The sequence below is a fragment of the Microcystis ichthyoblabe FBCC-A1114 genome (assembly GCF_050500245.1).
Lineage (GTDB): Bacteria > Cyanobacteriota > Cyanobacteriia > Cyanobacteriales > Microcystaceae > Microcystis > Microcystis ichthyoblabe_A.
In genome coordinates, this window is the sequence record NZ_CP191408.1 from 3,736,313 (window position 1) to 3,755,489 (window position 19,177).

At 42.2% G+C, this 19,177-nt stretch carries 16 protein-coding genes; 8 read left to right on the plus strand and 8 right to left on the minus strand.

Annotated features, from left to right (window positions below; all coding sequences use genetic code 11):
- Positions 1–85 precede the first annotated feature (85 nt).
- The 5 genes from ACQY1Y_RS18085 to ACQY1Y_RS18105 form a co-directional block, all read right to left on the minus strand.
- Positions 86–724 (minus strand): HEPN domain-containing protein, encoded by a 639-nt coding sequence (locus ACQY1Y_RS18085; RefSeq protein WP_430013278.1) that lies wholly within the window; start codon positions 722–724, stop codon positions 86–88.
- Positions 725–738: 14 nt separating this feature from the next.
- Complete coding sequence (locus tag ACQY1Y_RS18090) at positions 739–1,980, minus strand: DUF262 domain-containing protein (protein WP_430013279.1); 1,242 nt, start codon at positions 1,978–1,980, stop codon at positions 739–741.
- 88 nt (positions 1,981–2,068) lie between these two features.
- A complete protein-coding gene (guaA, locus tag ACQY1Y_RS18095; protein ID WP_430013280.1) occupies positions 2,069–3,694 on the minus strand; it encodes a glutamine-hydrolyzing GMP synthase in 1,626 nt (541 codons plus the stop codon).
- A 358-nt stretch (positions 3,695–4,052) separates the two neighbouring features.
- Positions 4,053–5,180, minus strand: coding sequence for a cobalt-precorrin-5B (C(1))-methyltransferase CbiD (cbiD, locus tag ACQY1Y_RS18100; RefSeq protein WP_430013281.1), 1,128 nt, complete (start codon positions 5,178–5,180; stop codon positions 4,053–4,055).
- A gap of 371 nt (positions 5,181–5,551) precedes the next feature.
- Positions 5,552–7,789, minus strand: a complete 2,238-nt coding sequence (locus ACQY1Y_RS18105; protein ID WP_002773364.1) for a sensor histidine kinase — start codon at positions 7,787–7,789, stop codon at positions 5,552–5,554.
- A gap of 296 nt (positions 7,790–8,085) precedes the next feature.
- Between ACQY1Y_RS18105 and ACQY1Y_RS18110 the strand changes: the two genes are divergently transcribed.
- Positions 8,086–8,718, plus strand: a complete 633-nt coding sequence (locus ACQY1Y_RS18110; protein ID WP_002737320.1) for a response regulator — start codon at positions 8,086–8,088, stop codon at positions 8,716–8,718.
- Positions 8,719–8,837: 119 nt separating this feature from the next.
- On the plus strand, positions 8,838–9,590 hold the full coding sequence (locus tag ACQY1Y_RS18115; protein ID WP_430013282.1) for a Uma2 family endonuclease: 753 nt from the start codon (positions 8,838–8,840) through the stop codon (positions 9,588–9,590).
- Positions 9,591–9,668: 78 nt separating this feature from the next.
- On the opposite strand, the gene ACQY1Y_RS18120 is transcribed toward ACQY1Y_RS18115, so the two are convergent.
- Complete coding sequence (locus ACQY1Y_RS18120; RefSeq protein ID WP_430014691.1) at positions 9,669–10,733, minus strand: pentapeptide repeat-containing protein; 1,065 nt, start codon at positions 10,731–10,733, stop codon at positions 9,669–9,671.
- Between the two features lie 125 nt (positions 10,734–10,858).
- The gene (locus ACQY1Y_RS18125) at positions 10,859–11,752 is read right to left on the minus strand and encodes a ferritin-like domain-containing protein (RefSeq protein ID WP_002751461.1); all 894 of its coding nucleotides are present in this window, start codon (positions 11,750–11,752) and stop codon (positions 10,859–10,861) included.
- Between the two features lie 411 nt (positions 11,753–12,163).
- On the opposite strand from ACQY1Y_RS18125, the gene ACQY1Y_RS18130 reads away from it, so the two are divergent.
- The 6 genes from ACQY1Y_RS18130 to ACQY1Y_RS18155 all read left to right on the plus strand — a co-directional run bounded on the left by ACQY1Y_RS18130 (position 12,164) and on the right by ACQY1Y_RS18155 (position 17,348).
- Positions 12,164–12,499, plus strand: a complete 336-nt coding sequence (locus ACQY1Y_RS18130) for a hypothetical protein (RefSeq protein ID WP_002791025.1) — start codon at positions 12,164–12,166, stop codon at positions 12,497–12,499.
- Positions 12,496–13,107 carry a class II aldolase/adducin family protein gene (locus ACQY1Y_RS18135; RefSeq protein WP_430013283.1) on the plus strand — a complete coding sequence of 204 codons (612 nt, stop codon included), beginning with the start codon at positions 12,496–12,498 and terminating at the stop codon, positions 13,105–13,107. The genes ACQY1Y_RS18130 and ACQY1Y_RS18135 overlap by 4 nt, the downstream gene beginning before the upstream one ends.
- A gap of 106 nt (positions 13,108–13,213) precedes the next feature.
- Positions 13,214–13,417, plus strand: coding sequence for a hypothetical protein (locus tag ACQY1Y_RS18140; RefSeq protein ID WP_002735090.1), 204 nt, complete (start codon positions 13,214–13,216; stop codon positions 13,415–13,417).
- 169 nt (positions 13,418–13,586) lie between these two features.
- The gene (argH, locus tag ACQY1Y_RS18145) at positions 13,587–15,002 is read left to right on the plus strand and encodes an argininosuccinate lyase (protein WP_430013284.1); all 1,416 of its coding nucleotides are present in this window, start codon (positions 13,587–13,589) and stop codon (positions 15,000–15,002) included.
- A gap of 460 nt (positions 15,003–15,462) precedes the next feature.
- Positions 15,463–15,918 carry an NUDIX hydrolase gene (locus ACQY1Y_RS18150; RefSeq protein ID WP_002785137.1) on the plus strand — a complete coding sequence of 152 codons (456 nt, stop codon included), beginning with the start codon at positions 15,463–15,465 and terminating at the stop codon, positions 15,916–15,918.
- Between the two features lie 269 nt (positions 15,919–16,187).
- Positions 16,188–17,348: a restriction endonuclease subunit S gene (locus tag ACQY1Y_RS18155; RefSeq protein WP_430013285.1), complete on the plus strand. Its 1,161-nt coding sequence runs from the start codon at positions 16,188–16,190 to the stop codon at positions 17,346–17,348.
- 454 nt (positions 17,349–17,802) lie between these two features.
- Here the strand turns inward: ACQY1Y_RS18155 and ACQY1Y_RS18160 are convergent, their stop codons facing one another.
- Complete coding sequence (locus tag ACQY1Y_RS18160) at positions 17,803–18,885, minus strand: molecular chaperone DnaJ (protein ID WP_430013286.1); 1,083 nt, start codon at positions 18,883–18,885, stop codon at positions 17,803–17,805.
- Positions 18,886–19,177 lie beyond the last annotated feature (292 nt).

Genomic DNA, 19,177 nt, shown 5'->3' on the forward strand with positions numbered 1-19,177 from the left:
TTTGATGATTAGCTCTCTATTGTCTGCCTTTTATTATACTGTATTTCTGATATAATTAACAATTTAAGTTTTATTAAGAGTGGAATTACTTGAGCAAGTTAGTAATCAATTGATCGACTTTCTCTAATTCTTGAATAATTTGTTTAACTCTCTCTAATTCGTCGGCAGGGTTAGGCGTTTTTTTCGTTTTTATTCCCGAAGAATGAGCGATTTCACCGTGTTCTTCTCCAAAAGTATTCATATTGGCTAACCAAACTTTATCTAAGTCATCACTATCGATGCCGATTGGTAAGAGTAATTTTAATAGGTTAGTTTCCTTAATCCCATGATTTTGATCGATAACTGATTTAAAACATCTAATCGCTATGTCAATTTTTTTAGTTATTTTTAGTTTATCTTCAGGCAGATTTTTCTTACCTTTAAGAGGAGTAAGGGTGTCGGGAGGAGCTTCCATTTCTTGACCAGAAAAAGCGATTACACATAACAAAACTCCACTAGCTTTACCTTGATTATCCCAAATTTTTTTTGCTGTCTGTACTGTATCCCAAACTCGATATTCAAGATAAGATTCAATCTCAGCATGAGCAAAAACTCGATAGGCAAAAGTTAAAGCTAATTGTCTTTCAGAATATTCATTTATCTCGCTAAATTTACGAGGTAGTAATTGTTTTTTTAGTCGATTCAACTCTTTGGTTAGTTGTCTAAATCTCAGAGATTTCGGCATAGTAAAAAAACTAACTATCTTAACCCCTTAAAAATAATACGATTGTCTTCCATCTGAGGAATATTGAAGTTAATATCTAATACTTTTGATAAAGCTTGACCCCATAAATGAAAACGATCATAGGTTGATTGTTTAGTATTTGTACTAATTAATACAGCATTTTTAAATCGATCAACGGCAGTACGACATAAACTTTTAAATGCTTCTTCTACCTGTTCTTTGTTTGTCTCGGCAGCTGCTCTCATTAGATCATCGCAAAAGTAAAAAACCATCACATCTAAAATTGCTCGATTGAACTGACTTCGATAAGTTGCCGATTCAGGCAGCCAGAGACGGGAAAAGTTTTTCTCTCCAAAAATATTAATCGTTGTCTGGACAGCTTTTTCAAATTGATCAATAATATTTTTGATTTCTTCTGAGTTTTGATCCCATCGAGCATTAAGCGAAACACAAGCATTATCAAGAAATTTTTTAAGATCACCGCGATAATCGGATAAATAATAATGAAAAGCTACATAACGCAATAATATATCAGTGTCGCGCATCCGGAAATCGGGATAGGAAGATTTAAATATTTTCTTTAATGCTTGACTTTCGATCGCTCGATCATCTAAAAAATTAATAAAACCTCCTGGGTGTAATGCTTGTCTTAATTCTTGAGAAGACAAAGGGGTATTTTCCAGATTGAGACGCAGAAAAATTTTATGGAGGAAACTCTCCGTTTTCCAATTACGGATAACAATCGTGCGGATAGTTTGATTATCCAGTTGGTCTAAGAAATCATTTAAATTGAAGTCATTTTTTAGATCTTGATATTGGCAGCCATTGAGATTATCTAAAAATTCTAAATCTTTTAAAGTAAAACTATTATTAGGTGTGTCACTGTCACCATAAAACTGTAAAATTGTTAGTAGGCGTTGTTTGCCATCAAGAACGATAAATTTCCCTTTTTCCTTGTTATTAGTAGCTAAGACAATCAGTGGGACTGGAAACCCTAGAATTAGGGATTCAATAAATCGACTTTTACGAGTAATATTCCAAGCATCTCGTCTTTGAAAGTGCGGATTGAGTTGAATATTTTCTCGAATTAATTGATCGCGGATCGTTGCGGTAGTCCAATCACTTCCAGCAACAACAGTCTCGGAGATTTCTTTGAGTTGTAGCTTTTTTTGGTTTGCTGATTCTCCTTCAATATCTTCTTCTTCTTCCGCAAAATCCACCGCTTCTATTTCTTCTAAAATCTCTAACTGTGTCATGGTAGTAATTAATCTCCTCAATTGTCTATTCTGCAAAAATCCCGCCCCAATATTTGGACGGGAATAACAATCAATCAATAATTCAATACTACTCCCATTCTATAGTTCCGGGAGGCTTAGAAGTAATATCATAAACCACGCGGTTAACTCCCTTAACTTCATTGACAATACGATTAGAAATTGTCTCCAATAAATCATAGGGAACCCGGGACCAATCGGCAGTCATTCCGTCTTCACTGCTGACTAAACGTAGGACAATAGGATAAGCGTAGGTACGTTGATCTCCCATTACTCCCACACTGCGGACAGGCAATAAAACCGCGAAAGCTTGCCAGAAATCGTGATACATTCCCTGCTTATTAATCTCGTCGCGCACCACCCAATCTGCATCGCGCAAAATATTTAATTTATCTGCGGTGACTTCCCCTAAAATGCGAATCGCTAAACCGGGGCCAGGGAAAGGTTGACGACGAACAATTTCTTCCGGAAGACCGATCGATCGACCTAATTTTCTCACCTCATCCTTAAATAATTTTCGCAGGGGTTCGACTAATTTAAACCGGAGATTTTTCGGCAGTCCACCAACGTTATGATGACTTTTAATTTTAACCGCTACTCTTTCCCCGGTTTTGGGATCCACATTACTATCGGCCGATTCAATCACATCGGGATATAAAGTTCCTTGGGCCAGATAATCAAAGGGTCCCAAACGATTCGATTCTTCTTCAAACACCTGAATAAATTCATGGCCGATACGACGGCGCTTTTCTTCGGGATCGGTGACACCGGCCACTTGCGCTAAAAATCGCTTTCTAGCGTTGACATACTGGACTCTAATATGGAATTGCTCGTTAAATATCTGCATTAATCGTTCTGGTTCACCCTTACGCATGAATCCCTGATCGATAAACATACAGGTTAGTTGATCACCGATCGCTCGATGCAAGAGGAATGCTAAGGTAGAGGAGTCCACACCGCCGGATAAAGCCAATAAAACTCGCTTATCGCCCACTTTTGCCCTAATTTCTCGGATCGATTCCTCGACAAAAGCTTCCGTGGTCCAAGTGGGTTCGCATTTGCAGATATGATAGACGAAATTGCGAATTAAGGCGATTCCTCCCACAGAATGGACAACTTCCGGGTGAAACTGCACTCCAAAGAGTTTTTTCTCGTGATCGGCAATGGCCGCACAATCGGTATTATCGGTATGAGCGAGAATTTCAAAACCCGCAGGCAATTCCACGCAGGAATCCCCGTGACTCATCCAAGCGGTGGAACCGTCCTCGACATTGGTTAATAAATCGGTAGGATCGTTGATAAATAGGGATGCTTTGCCGTATTCGGCCCGTTTTGCCCGTTCTACCCTGCCCCCTAACTGCTGTACCATCAATTGCATCCCGTAGCAAACTCCGAGGATGGGTACACCTAAATTCCAAATTTCGGGATCACAGTGGGGCGCTCCCGGATCATAGACGGAATTGGGACCGCCCGAAAGAATTATTCCTTTCGGGTTGATTTGGGCTAATTGTTCGGCACTGGTACGATAGGAGAGAACTTCGGAGTAAACGTTCGTTTCCCGGATTCTGCGGGCGATTAATTCAGAATACTGGGAGCCAAAGTCAAGAATGATGATTATTTGACGATTAAGGCTATTAGTGAAGGACTCTGAGGGCAAAGTCTCTTGGGGGGTGGGAAGGGGGGTTTGAGTTGTCACTACGATCAAAAAAAGAAACTGGCAGGAAAAGGTTAAAGATTTGTAAACTAAATCGGCTATTGTTCTGAAAATAAGATACGATAGTATGGCCTTATTAGTTTCATTTTTTAAGACTAAATAGGGCTTGCTGAATAAATGTGAAATGTAGGCAAAGTAAGGGTTTTGGGGCTTTACGAGCGAAACAGGTGCAAGATTTTGAGAGAATCGTCGTTCAAAACCTTGCGTCTTCATCGGCCCGCGTCCTGTAGGGGCGAAGCATTCGGGCAATAACCTATCGGTGAAACCGTAGATTTTCTATCCGAATGCTTCGCCCGTACTTTTTCAGCAAGCCCTAAATATTCCCACGATCATAGCACAGTCACTGGGGAGTAACTGGTAGATTTTGCAAAAATTTAAGGCCATTTTCGCTTTTGCTGATCAAAGAACGAGAGCGATCGAATAAAATACAACCGACCCCAAGATGACCGTTACTGTGGTTATAAACGTATTCTTGGCAACGGCGATCGATAGTATTAGCCATTTCTCCATAGATGCGTTCCACCCAATTATCTCCCGTTTGCCGGTCTAATTGACGCAGATATTCCAGACCGTTTTCGCTGGTGCTACTGTCAAAAATTTGCTGGAGATGGGGGGTAGCTAAACCCATTTTAGCGGCGTAGGCGGTGAGAATTTCCCGACGACCATCGGCGAGATGATGGTGAGTCTGAAAGATTCCCCCGGCAAGTTTAATTAATTTACCATGATAACCAAACAAAAGAATTTCAGAGATTCCCTGTAATTGTGCCTCTAATAACATCGGCCCGATCCAATTGGCTGTTTTTACCAAAATATCAGGATTAATACCCATTTGAGGGGCTAAATCTAAGCCATTCTCCCCGATACAAAACACCAAGCGATCGAAACGACGGGATAAAATTTTTAATTGCTCGCGAAAGATTTCCAACTGTCCGGGAGCGCTGAGGGGTTGGGAAATGCCAGTGGTACCCAACAAAGATAATCCCTCTACCACGCCAAAAGCGGCATTAGAAGTCCTTGTGGCTAGTTTTTTGCCTTCTGGAAGTATAATCGTCACTTTGATGCTTTCTTGGGGCAGTAACAGGGGTCTGAGGTTTTCTTGCAGCAGACGCTGGGCATAACTATAAATAGCTGATTTTCCGCCATTATCAATCTGTAGGCCGATTCCTTCGCCGCCTTGAATCTCTATCTCTTGATTACCCGTCTTTATTTCTACTAACGCCCATATAGGGGTATTTCTAGTTAAATCTAAATTGTCCCCCGGATCGCTGCGGGTGATAGCTAGGGCAGCATCGGGGTTAAGTTGGGCAACTTGTTCGATGGCAATTGTAACGGTTTCTGGCGGTTCTAAAAGATTAAAAGTAACGGAATTTAGCTCATTTTCGCCGTGGAGATGCTGGAGAGATGCGATCGCACTGGCACAGGCAAAAACCGGCAAAGTGTAACCGGAACGGGGTGGGGAGATAGACATGAATAGGGTCGATAGCCAATCAAATTAGCCGTGATCTGATTATAGAACTAGGGGGCAACCGCTGCTATTTTTGATGATTGTTTGACATCCTCACCACCGGGGGTGAGCGCATCTCAAACGCTATTGACAATTGGCCAATTTTGTGATCCTTGTGAGAATTTCAAGGGATACTAGCAATCAGAATAGTTACAAACTCGACCTATTTGGTCGATTGTTGCTTAACAATTGAGATGGCAAATTCTCCTCAAATATGCCTTAATTGTCGGTAGGCAACCTACATAAAATGGCTAATTCAAGTCTGAATTGGCGATTCTATATACCCCAGAGTCCCAGAAGAGCGATAAGCAGAATCATCTCGATCCCGTTACAAATCACTGATTACTGTTGACTAACTCCTGCTTAATTACTCTAGAATTTTGATGAGCAAGGGGTAAAGTAAACCAAAACTGTGAACCAACCCGCGGGGTACTTTTTACTCCAATTCTCCCAGAGTGAGCCTCGATAATTTGCCGACATTGGTAGGAACCTAAACCAATCCCCGTTAGGTGTTGATTATGAAGATTTCTTACATATAAATGGAAAAGATGTTGACATTGTTCCTCATCCATGCCAATGCCATTATCGCTTAAAGTGCAGTAGAGCATATCTTGGTCAATACGAGCATCTAAAGCTAATTGAATTGGTGAAGGATTATGTTTCAAGGCATTATTTAATAATTGTTCAAAAACACTTCTTAGCTGATAAGGATCGGCATCAATAGCGGGTAAGTTATCGGGGAGAAGATTAATAAAAGTAGCTTGGTATAAATCAAAATCTTTTTGCCAATCTTTCAGCCAAATTTCCACCTGTTCTTTTAAAAATAGAGGTTGACGATGCAAGATTAAAGGCCGTTCTTCAGCAAAATGATTTTCTGATAAAGCATTAATTAAAGTTAATTGTCGATCGCAACTACGCACCACCTGATCGAGCATTGCTCGCGAGATAGTTACTTTTTCTGTTTGCCGACACTGGAAATTTTTTAATAACATCACTAATCCCATAATCGAAGTGCGTAGATCGTGGGATACTGCCTGTAAAAAAACCGTTTTCATTTCGTATAAACGCTGAATTTCCCGGACTTTTTCTCGCAGTTCCAGGGTTCTAGCTGCCACTTCCTGTTCTAAATTATTATTCAAGCTTTGCACCCTCTGATATAGTTGCGCTTGGCCGATAGCGATACAAACTTGGGTGGCTAACTGTTCTAATAATTTGACCTCGCTTTTTTGCCAATGACGGGGATGGGAATATTGATGGACAACTAAAGCACCTAAATGTTGATTATTAACCGTTAGAGGTAAAACTAAAGAGGATTTAACTTGCAGGTATTCGTAATAACCCTTGAGAGTGGGCAGCGTTTGCACCTTAGCGGTATTATCAGCAATAATTAACTTATCTAAAGAAAATAATTGTCCCAATTCTTCCAGTAATTCTGGTTCGGGAAACCAACCCATCAGCGAGGGAATCTCGGGACGACGGGACTCAGCGATTACCTTAGACCAACCCCGCTCTTGACAGTGACCGATATAGACTTGATCGGCATCGAGAAAATTTCTGATTTCCCCAACAATGGTATTTAAAACTTGATCTATATCTAAAGATTGATGGACTTTTAAAGCAACTTGTGTGACTAAATGTTCTCGTTCTAAAGTTTCATTTAAAGCTCGATCGATCTGTTGTCTTTCGGTAATCGCCGCCGATAAAAACAGAGAAGTTGACATGACAATGACCAAAAAGATTTGTAAGATCAGGACACCTCTGGTATGGTCGGGGGCTTGTAGGATAAAAGGACTGATTCCCCCGACCAATCCCATCAAAGCTAAAATAGATACTAAAAAATTGGCTATTACCGCTCCCCAGGTCTGAAAACGCATAGCAGCCCAAACCACAAAAGGAAAAGGCAGATATTCGAGGTACTGCACCATACTCCAATCGGGGTTAAGAAAATCCTGTTGACCACCAAAAACCACGAAAGTCACCACCGTTAGCAAACTCATACAAAGTAATGCCTCGCCAAGGCGTTGGGGTTGCCGGGGTTCCCGCAGGGAGTGACGATTGAAGCAAAAACGCAACAGCAGCGGCGTGGTCATTAAGATCCCTGTACTATCTCCGAGCCAGATCATGCCCCAAGACTGTCCAAATTGTCGCCAATCCCAAGTATTTAGCCAACTACGAGCAAAAGTATCGATAGTGGCATTAACTGCCGAGGCCAATAAGGCCGCTAAAAATACCAGTAAGAGAATATCGCGAATACGCTGTAAAGTGGCGGAAAATCTCAGATAATGTAGGAATTGCGCCCCTAACAGAGCCGATACACTGCTACCGAGCGCCGAAAATAGAGCTATGGGCCAACTGCCCCCTAAAAAGAAGGTTAGAAGCAAATCTCCGATAAAAACGCCTAAAACTAGCCTTTTTCCCCCTAAAAAAACAGCAGTTAAGCCAATACCAGCACTCATCCAAATTGGGGCAGGTCGCGACCCTAAATTTAAGCAGAGATAGCCTAGCCAACCAACACCCAGATAAGCTAGGGCAACAAGCACAATTTTAGACCGATCTGATGAAATACGCAGCATTTTCAGTTATCAGTTATCAGTTATCAGTTATCAGTTATCAGTTATCAGTTATCAGGTTTAAGTTTTAAGTTTTAAGTTATTAGGTTTAAGTTTTCAATTTTCAATAAATTTAGTATCTTTCACTGGTCACTGGTCACTGGTCACTGGTCACTGGTCACTGGTCACTGGTTACTGGTCACTGGTCACTGAATCACTGAATCACTGTTAATCTCTCTCCAGATTGCCTAAACTAGGAGTAGTTCTGCTTCATGCAGATGGGTGAAAACCGTACATTTTCCCGTTAGGAATCAAAGATTATGCGGATTTTAATTGTTGAAGACGATCCTTTAATGCAGTTAGGTTTAGAACAAGCGCTCGGTGAACAGCCAGATTTTGAGATCGTCGGTCAAGCGAGTGATGGTCTAGCAGGGGTACAATTAGCCCTATCCCTACGGCCGGATTTAGTGGTCATGGACATCGGTTTACCCCGTCTCGATGGCATTGCGGCAACCAAACAGATTAAGGAAGGTTTAGCTAATGTTCATGTGGTTATGCTCACTTCCCACACTCTCCAACAGGAAGTGATCGCAGCTCTGGCCAGTGGCGCTGATGCCTATTGTATCAAGGGAGCGAGTCTCGATCGCCTTTTGGCCGCTATTGAAGCAGCTAAGGACGGGGCCACCTATTTAGACCCTCAAATTGCCCGTTTAGTCATGGATAATCTCAAACCGCCAGCAGTGCAACCTAATCCCAATCTAGCACTTTTATCGGAGCGAGAAATGGAGGTTTTAAAGTTAATTGTTGAAGGCAAAAGTAACGCTGAAATCGCCGAACAACTTTATTTAAGCACCAATACGATTAAAACCCATGTGCGGGGAATTATGAATAAATTGGCCGTGGACGACCGAGTACAAGCGGCCGTAATTGCCCTGCGTTCTGGTATTGTTTAAGGGAAAAATGACGATTTACCCACAGGAATATTCTACCTCAATTGCTACTGCTAAAATTGCCTAAAAAATCCCTTCAATCATTTATAATAACTTATCGACCTATCTCTGTTGGACAAACCATGACTATCGCTCAAAGCTTACCCCTAGTGGAGTCCCATGTCAACCCTGAGATAATCTTCCCAGAAGGCGAATTTTGGAGTGATGAACCACCCTTGGAAAGTAACTTACATCTACAACAAATTATTTTACTAATTCAGTGTTTAGAATGGTGGTGGCGCGAGCGAGAAGATTATTTTGCCGCCGGCAATTTAACCATTTATTACAGTCCCAACCAGAAAAAGTCAGAATTCTTCCGTGGTCCTGATTTTTTCGTCGTTTTGGGGACAAATCCCAACCCCAACCGCAGAAGTTGGGTAATTTGGCGAGAAGAGGGCAAATATCCCAATTTAATTATCGAAATTCTCTCCGATAGTACCGCCAAAGTTGACCGAGAGGAGAAAAAACAAATTTATCAGGATATATTTCGCACTCCCGATTATTTTTGGTTTGACCCAGAAAGCCTAGAATTTGAAGGATTTACCCTAATTAGCGGTCAATATCAACCGATTACCCCCAATGCTCAGGGACGGCTCTGGAGTCAACAATTAGGCTTATATTTGGGTTTATCTGCCAATAAATTGCGCTATTTTACCCCCGAAGGGGAATTAGTACCCACTCCCGCAGAAGCGGCACAACAGGCGGAAAATCGGGCTGTGGAGGCAGAAAACCGGGTTTTAGAGGCAGAAAACCAAGTCGAGCAAGAAAAGCAAAAAGCGGCGAAATTAGCGGCTAAACTGCGGGAATTGGGCATAGATGCCGAGGAAAATCTCTAATCTTCTTTTGTTATTTAATAACGCTATTTTCGGTGAAAGGTGAGGGTATTTGGTGTCATTTAGAGGCTGAATAGTTGATTAATCGCAGAAAGCTCCGCGCAAGCGTAAATTTTCCCGCAATTCCTCGGTCATACCCACGTTATCGGCAAACTTTGCCCCCTTCACTTTTGCCCCGCTAAAATTCGCTTGAGTGATGTTGACTTCAACCAAATTAGCTCCTTCTAAATTGGAGCCAATTAAATTAGCTAAAGCCAAACTAGAACGGTAAAAATCAGCATAACTTAAATCGGCATTAGCTAATAAGGCTCCGCTTAAATCTGCTCCCTTAAAATTAGCATGACTGCCATTAATTTCGCTTAAATCAGCATCGGTTAAATTAGCCCCCCGCAGATTAGCTTGATAGAGATTGGCCATACCTAAAGATATACCACTTAATTCCGCTGCTAGGAGATTTGCCCCAGTAAAATCCGTTAGGGGATTGAGTTCAGCTAATTGGGCTAATTTCAGAAAATCATCACTAACAGTAGCATAAATTCCCTCGATTTGTGTCTGCAATTTCTCTAAATTTTCTGATGCTGCCGGTTGCGGTTCAACTAGAACATTATCTAATTCCACCTGCGATGAACCCAAAGAAATACGACTTAAAAAAGCATCAAATTGATTTTCCATTAGGAAAAATGCTAACTTTCGCTCTAAAATACTATGTTTATTGGGACTTAGATCGTGTTTCCATAATCCCGATGTTTCCGTGATACAGATATCCGCAGCTGTCAGCGAAAATTGCACCGTCAGATGATAAGGTTCTTCCTCCACACTCACGGTTCCTAGGTTAATCCTTTCAATCGCTCCTGTAAATATTGACTGAGGACTTTTGAAAGATAACCGCCATTGATAATTATTAATACGATTTATGTATAACTCTTGACTAGAAAGAGGATTTGGTGTTAGGTGACAATTAACTAAAAGAAAATCTAATTTTCCTCCTTTTAGTCCCCATTTGATTTCCCCGCCAAGGAGAGATTGAATTTGAGCTTGTAGGTGTAAAGTTAAATATAAATCAAATTTTTGCGAGTCGGTGGCTACTGGTTCTAGGGTTAACGATACACTATCGGGGTAGCGATCAAAGGCAGCTAAAAGACGCATAATCCAAAAGAGAAAAGTCAAAATAAACAGTAAAAAAGTGGTGTTTCTCTGGCTCCAAAGCCGAGAACTCACCCCTATTTAAAACAATAGCTGATTTTCTCGATCCTTTGAAAATCAAGATTAAATTAGTTGACTTTCTCTTTTTTGCCGATATTGTCGTCCGCATTAAAAAACATCGGTAAAAAGCGTTCCATAAACATTTGTGGATCACGATTCCAGGCTTTTTGAGCCGCTTCTACCCGGAATAATTGCAATTTCGGGTCGAGAAGGGATTGGGGTAAACGTTCCATCAGATATTGAGGACGTTCCCAGAGCGGCATAGTGGCGGCGATGTCCATTAAATGACCGACGCGGCGCAATTCTGCTCCCAGGGTGATATCCATACCCGATTCATAGGCGGCCTGTTCGATCGCTGAGTATTTGGCCTTGGCTTTTTCGACTTTTTGCCGATGTTCGGGGCTTTTTTGGGCAATTTTGGCTAACCAACGATTGCCCCAACGCACATGACCTGCTTCTTCGGGAAAGATTTTGGCGATCGTTTCCTGAATTTTCAGATTTTCCGGGGTTTGTTCCCCTGCTTTGAGAGCATAAATATGGGCGGCAAAGTATTCGCATCCCCGTTTTTCCGTGACGTTAATTGCCGCTAGGGCCGCAATCAGTCCATCTTCCCTTTGTTCTTCGCCTTGGAATTGATCTTGATCGAGAAGACGTTCAAATTCATCGATATAGGACAACCCCGGCGGTTTCCCCACATCGGCCCCCAATTCGATTAATAAATCGGTTAACCAGTAGGCATGGCGGGCCTCATCGGCGACGTGACGGGAAAGCTCCTGGATCAGTTCTTTCGGTTGTCCGTCTAGGGTTTCGATCAGTTCGGTCAGGTCTTTACAGCTACGTTGTTCGTTGTAGCGGTAACGGTTGAGGGTGACAAGATGAATTTCGCGATCGCTAATGACACGCTTCATGATGTCGCGAGCGCTCATCGTCTTCTTGAATTTACGAGGGTAAGCAACGGTCATGATTTTGTATCGTTTTGTAAACGGCTTTCCGTATTCTAACGGAGTTTTTTGGCTCTCTTGGATTTGGTGGGTAAAATGTATTCTAAGATACATTCCTCCTAGAGAGGGGGTGGAACGAACCACAAAGACACAAAGGACACAAAGATCGATCAATCATATAGTAAGTTAAACTTATCACACACAACCTAGAAGAGCCGTTTTTTCCCGATCTGGCAAGGGATTGGCAAGTGGCCAGCTTTTTTCAGTGACCAGTGAAAGATAAGCTGCCCGCGCATTTAAATTGCTTGTGGAGATGAGATACTCTTTACTGTTGGCTCTTGCAAGAGTCAAGAGATTGGGGGAAGATTCGGCTAATCTAAGAATAAGCGATTAAAATGCGTCTTAGCTGATCGAGGAAAACTAGAATCGTCTATGAACACATTCACTCCCCATCAAATTGTTAGTTTATTCTGCAAAAATCGAACTTTATACGGAGAAGTAATTCAGGTGATCGAAAGTCGTTCGGCTCTTTGGGTGCGTCCTCTCTGGTTAATTATAGCCGATAATTTTGAGACCATTGATGTGCGGGAATGTTCCGATTTAATTCTACCTATCAACTTATTTAACCCCGCCTTAGATACGGAAGTTTTACCCCTATTTTCTCAAGCAATTAAAGATAATTATATCACTAATATTTCCTATCCTCTCCAGGACTTTGTGCAGAAAGTTTGTCAAAATTATCCCGAATATTTTCAGAAAAATCTATGATTGATGAAGGTTACGTTAAATACAATTGTACTTGGATTCCTGACCGTCCCTTAATAAGCTCAGAGATTGCAGAATTAAATTATTGGCGCAATCGCCTCTATCGATTAGGATTAATCGGTCAATACGATAACGGAATCGGTTTTGGGAATGTGAGTCAACGAGGAAAAATAGACAAAGAAATCATTATTTCTGGCACTAACACCGGGGGAATCCCAGTATTAAATGAATCCCATTACACCACAGTTATAGACTACGATTGGCAAGAAAATCGGGTCACTTGTCGGGGAACAATTGCCGCTTCTTCAGAAACTCTCACCCATGGAGCAATTTATGAAGCGAATCCCCAGATTAATGGGGTGATTCATATTCACCATCGCCCCCTGTGGCAAAATTTAATGTATCGAGTGCCGACCACTCAAGAAAATATCGCCTATGGAACCCCAGAAATGGCCGCAGAAATTATCCGTTTATGTCAAGAAGATCGTCTAGAGGAGCAACAAATTTTAGTGATGAGTGGTCATGAAGAAGGAATTATCGCCTTTGGGCAAGATTTAGCAAAAGCGGGCAATTTACTATTATCCTATTACCAGCAATCTCAATCATCTTGAAAGTGACCTCCTTTCCAACTCACCACCAGGGAGACAAAAGCGGTTTTGATTTAGTCGTTTTCATGTTAACTTATTCTGTAGATTTTCGTCTTTGAGGAATGCCATCGTGATCGACATCTTCCATCATCTATCCGTCTCGATCGACTTTTCGCCCCTTACCAATGTCTTGATGACTATTTCCGAGCAAGACGTGGATATCATCGGCAATGTTCAGAAATCCTTCTCAAATTTCGTCAAAACTGGGCAAGCATGGGCCCTATTAATCGGTTTCATTGCCGGTTATATGTTTCGAGGTTTTACTTCTTATTAGCTTTTCGCCTATGGGCATTCAGCCAGAGCGAGCAATTCTTGCTATTCTTATGTTTGTAGGGTTGGAGATTTTTCTAACCTGAAGCGGTAATGCTATCAGCGCCGGATTATTCCCCAAAATTGTCCAGCATATTTTGGTTAACTTTATCCACAATCATCTAACGAAAACAGTGACAGCAAAGAAAACTTGGAGCGATCGCTTTGAAGGTAGTCTCCATCCTACGATCGTAGAATTTAACGCCAGTATTGGCTTTGATATCGAATTAATCGAGTATGATCTCACCGGATCGATAGCTCACGCTAAAATGCTCGCCTATACGGGTATTATCAGCCCCGAAGAAGCAGATAGTCTCGTCTCTGGATTGGAACAAATTCGTCAAGAATACCGCACCGGCAACTTTAACCCCAGCATCGATCAAGAGGACGTGCATTTTGCCGTGGAACGTCGTTTAACCGAGATTGTGGGAGATGTGGGCAAAAAACTGCACACGGCCCGTTCGCGGAATGATCAGGTAGGAACGGATATACGTCTGTATCTTAGACAACAAATTGATGATATTAGGCAAGAAATTCGCAATTTTCAGCAAGCTTTAGTCAATCACGCTGAAAACCATCTGGAAACCCTGATCCCCGGTTACACCCACCTACAGCGCGCTCAACCGATTAGTTTAGCCCATCATCTCCTCGCTTATTTTCAAATGGCCGAACGGGATCACCAAAGATTAGGGCAAATTCGCGCCAGGACTAATATTTCGCCCCTAGGATGTGGCGCTTTAGCGGGGACGACTTTTCCGATTGATCGTCATTACAGTGCCAATTTACTCGATTTTGAGCAGGTGTATAACAATAGTCTCGATGGAGTCAGCGATCGAGATTTTGCCATTGAATTTATGACGGCCGCTAGTCTGATTATGGTCCACCTGAGCCGTTTGAGCGAAGAAATGATTCTCTGGTCTTCCCAAGAATTTAGTTTTATCACTCTCACCGATAGTTGTGCCACGGGATCTAGCATTATGCCCCAGAAAAAAAATCCCGATGTTCCCGAATTAGTGCGCGGCAAAACAGGGCGGGTTTTTGGGCATTTACAGGCGTTATTGACCTTAATGAAGGGTTTACCCCTAGCCTATAACAAAGACTTGCAGGAGGACAAGGAGGCGTTATTTGATGGCGTTAAAACCGTGCGGATTTGTTTGCAAGCGATGACGGTACTTTTAGCCACCGGGATTCAATTTAAAACCGACCGATTAGCTAATGCGGTGGCGGAAGATTTTTCTAATGCGACGGATGTGGCGGATTATTTAGCCAGTAAGGGAATTCCCTTCCGAGAAGCTTATAATTTAGTCGGGAAAGTCGTTAAAAGCAGTTTGGCAGCGGGTAAGTTATTAAAAGATTTAACCCTGACGGAATGGCAAGAATTACATCCGGCTTTTGAGGCCGATATCTATGACGCGATCGCTCCTCGTCAGGTGGTAGCGGCCCGTAATAGCTATGGTGGCACAGGTTTTGAACAAGTGCGATCAGCTTTAATTCAAGCTAAAGCCATTCTCGATCATCGAAAATTTGCGTCTGAAACCCCGCCGTTCTAGGTTGGCTTTACGTTAGAATTAAAAGGCCAGCCTCGAAAACCAAGTGGACGGCGCAGCACCGTTCGGCTGAGCTCACGGCCGAAGCCTTGAAAACTCGGCTTAGGGGGTTCCGACCAGAAAAGCTTGGCCGGGTAAAAAGTCCCGCGCAACAAGTACAAGAAGCTATAGGCGGTCAACGTACCGTGGGACACACGGAATCGGGCTTCTGAAATGGGGCGAAAGTCTGTGGACTCTGTGTAAGACAGTACATGGTTTTTTAACTGTGGTATGCGACGGTGGTGGAAGCAGAAACTTAAATCGTGAGGTTTGGGAATCACCGTCCGTTTACGGCGGTGAGGATGTCAAGATTGATATTGTTAGGGGTTTTGGGGTTTTGGGGTTTTGGGGTTTTGGGGTATTAGTTAAAATTTCCCTATCTCCCTATCTCCCTATCTCCCTATCTTCCTATCTCCTAATTCCTATGGGTCGTGTTTGGCATTTTATTAAAAGTGTGATGGGAATTATCTTTCGTCATCCTGTAACTGGGGTGACAATGATTCCGCTGCTTGCTGATGGTACAATTGTTTTAATCCGACGCAGAGACACCGGCAAATGGGCCCTACCGGGGGGAATGATCGATTGGGGGGAAGATATTTTTAATACTGCCCAAAGGGAATTAAAAGAGGAAACAGGATTAAATTTAGTCAGTTTAGGGCGTTTAGTCGGGGTTTATTCCTCTTTTGAGCGTGATCCGCGCATTCACTCCATTTCATTGTTAATTGAAGTGACGGCCGCGGGGAATTTTCAGATCAAAGATACATTAGAAGTTAGCGAGGTGAGAGCTTTTAGCGTCGAAACTTTACCTCTAGGCAATCTCAGTCACGACAATGATCGCCAACTAGAAGATTATCTCAGGGGTGCCACTGTAGTGGCTTGATTTTTTTCTAGTATCTGCGACCCTAAGTAGCTGGTTATAATTAAATTAAAAATAGATTTTAGGTTCGATCCCCCCCAACCCCCCTTAAAAAGGGGGGAGAAGAGTTCATAGTAGGGTGGGTTAGAAGGCAACAATCTAGGCGTTAAAGTCAATCTAACAATCCGTCGTAACCCACCGCTTTAGTCAACCGAAAGGATGTTTGATTTATGTTTGAAAATAAAATTGATCAGGTTTTACACGCGTTATAAGGAGATGTTGGGATGAAGTATATGTCTCTAGATGATATCTGTGAGATGGTTACAGATGGAACTCATGCCTCATTTAAGGACTCTGGTAAAGGGTTTCCATTTTTAACCGTCAAAGACATGACAGAAAACGGGTTGGACTTTAGCGGATGTATTCATATTAGCCAGGAGGAGTATGATCGCGCTGATGCTGGAAACTCAGCACCAAAGCTGGGTGATGTCCTTTTCTCTAAAGATGGAACAGTTGGAAAAGTTTGCGTAGTTAGAGAGAAGCGAGAATTTGCCGTACTCTCATCAATTGCAATCCTAAGACCAAAAAAAGAGATTGCGGATAGTAGTTATTTAGGCTATATATTAGGTTTCCAGAAAACTATTGATGAAGCATCAAAGAGAAAAACTGGTTCAGCTGTTCGCAGAATTATTCTCAAAGACTTAAAACAAGTAGAAATCCCCCTCCCACCCCTCGAAGAACAGCGAAGAATTGCGGCAATTTTAGATAAAGCGGATGGGGTGCGACGCAAGCGCAAAGAGGCAATTCGTTTGACTAAGGAGTTATTGCGATCAACTTTCCTAGAGATGTTCGGTGATCCTGTTACTAATCCGAAAGGGTGGGAGATTGTAAAGTTAGAAAAAGTATCAGAAAGTATTAGCTATGGAATTACTGCGTCTGCGGATTTTGTACCTACTGCCACTAAAATGCTTAGAATTACTGATATTCAAAATGGTGAAATTAATTGGGAAAGTGTACCGTTCTGCTCAGGTGATAAAAAAGATATACAAAAATATTCTATAGTTTCTGGTGATATCGTTTTTGCTAGAACTGGAGCAACAACAGGTAAGAGTTTTTTAATTCGTCACTGCCCTGAAAATACTTTATTTGCATCATATTTAATAAGAGTCAGACCATCTAGCTTGATAAGTCCTGAATATTTAGCATATTTTTTTAAAACTGAGTTCTATTGGAAGCAAATCCAACAAAATTCCAGTGGTTCAGCTCAACCTGGTGTTAATTCCAGTAAGCTCAAGGAATTATTAATTATACTTCCCCCTATTGAGCTTCAAAAAGGTTTCGCAAGATTAGATATATTTATTCAAAATAATTTAATGAAGATGAATAACTTTCTGCATCAGCAAGACAATCTCTTTAATTCCCTTTTACAAAAGGCATTTAGGGGGGAACTGTAGCCATGGCAGCCGGCGGATTACTACCATAATCTTGTGGGAAATGCCATTAAAAAAGACCGTTGGACAATTAACCAAGATTCAGCTACCGCCGCGGCGACTTCGACCTCTGCGGTTTTCGGGTGGTGTGCGGTGCTGGGAGGACTTTGTAACCCTTTTTCTCTTTTTTCCCTTTTTACCCTTATTCCCTATTTTTTCTCTTTTCCTTTCTTTCCCGCTCTTAGGCGGGTCGATTTTTTTGAGAAAATGGCGTTAATGTTAAATTTTATACTAAATCCAGTTATTAAAAACTGATTATTTATTCCCCCTTTTGTCTTTTGCATGAGTAGAAAACGGGTTTCTCCGAGAAACCCGTTTTCTGTGCATTACTCAACGGATTTAAAAATTAGGTAAAACCCTACACTCAGCCCCCAGGAAAAACTTTTTGCCGCATACCCTAAATATTGGCTTTCTCTCTTTAACGGCTGATTCCGCGAAGTTGCTCCAGAAGTTGATCAAGAATGTCTTCCATCTCTTCCGGGCTTCTGCCCATCCTGACCGGTCCGCGCAGAAACTCTTTAACCGTTATCTTTTTATCGCGGAAGTCACGGACAAAATTATAGATTTTTTCGGTGGATTGAACTTGTAATTTCATCTCCTCTAGCATTTGCTCAATCGGGTCGATGCCATCCTTCTCACAAGCGCGGCTGGCCCTCACCATCTCGCCTTCCGGGGTATTTCGCACCGAGCGCAGTTCTCTTTTCAGGTTCTCGTATTGCTTTTTAAGTAGTTCGTTATTGGTTTCAACCCTCTCGCACTGTCGTTGGAGGTCGCTTTCCGATGAGCCTTCAACCTCGAAAGTGTCCCCCATTTGATACTGTCGTTCGATTTCGAGCAGTTTGGCAATATCTCCCTCTTTATAGGCACGGTTGACTTCCTTCATAATCTCGTTGTGACGCATCCGAGTTTCGGGGTCTGTAACCTTGTCGGGGTGAAAAATCTCGGCCATTCTCAGGAAAGTGCGGCGTATTTGTCTAGATTCAGGAGATTTAGGCGAGCTTTCAGGTGATAGCTCTGTTCCATCATCGTGACGGCCATAGGAGTCTCCCCCAGAGAAGAAATCCTGCGCGGATTGCTCCGATGACCCTTCCGACTCTTCGTCTCCGAAAAGTTCGTCAAGTTCTTCATCTCCATCGTCAAATTTCGGGCTAATCACCCCCGTTAACTGAAGTGTCTCGTAAATTCCGAGAATCCTTTTTTTTGTCTGCTGCCCCATTTTTCTAGCAGTGAGGATTTCGTCAAAAAGGGCGTGTATTTCGCGGTCGAGGTCGGTAAGTTTTTCATAGAGAGGTTGCCCTCTCTGGAAAATCTCCGTCGCTAAGGAACGCATCTGGTCGAGGAATTTCTTCAGTTCGTTGCGTTTTCTGCCAATCTGCTTGAGGAGCCACTGATGCTCCTCCTCTAAAGCTTGGAGACGAAAATGTAGGGAAGACAGAGCCAAGGAAGGAGAGGTAGGCGAATCAGAGGAGTTCGGTGATTTCGGCTTTTTAGATCTGGTCATTACTTTGGGGTGAAAGCATATTGTCCATTCTACCAAGCCGGAAGGAGCCGCATTCCTAAAACTCACCCTTGGCTCATTTTGTTGTTTCTCCCCACTTCCATCACCCCATCACCCCTGCTCCAGCGCCCTACGGAAACCTTTTTAAGTGGCTAGAAGCTAGATATATCAATGGTCTTAATTAATTCTTATCAATCGAATTAAATTTTTGTAAATAAAATTCTCGCTCGGATTAATTATTTTTTCCAAATTCCGCTAGACTTATTTAGTAAGTTCAATCGAGATTCAATATTCC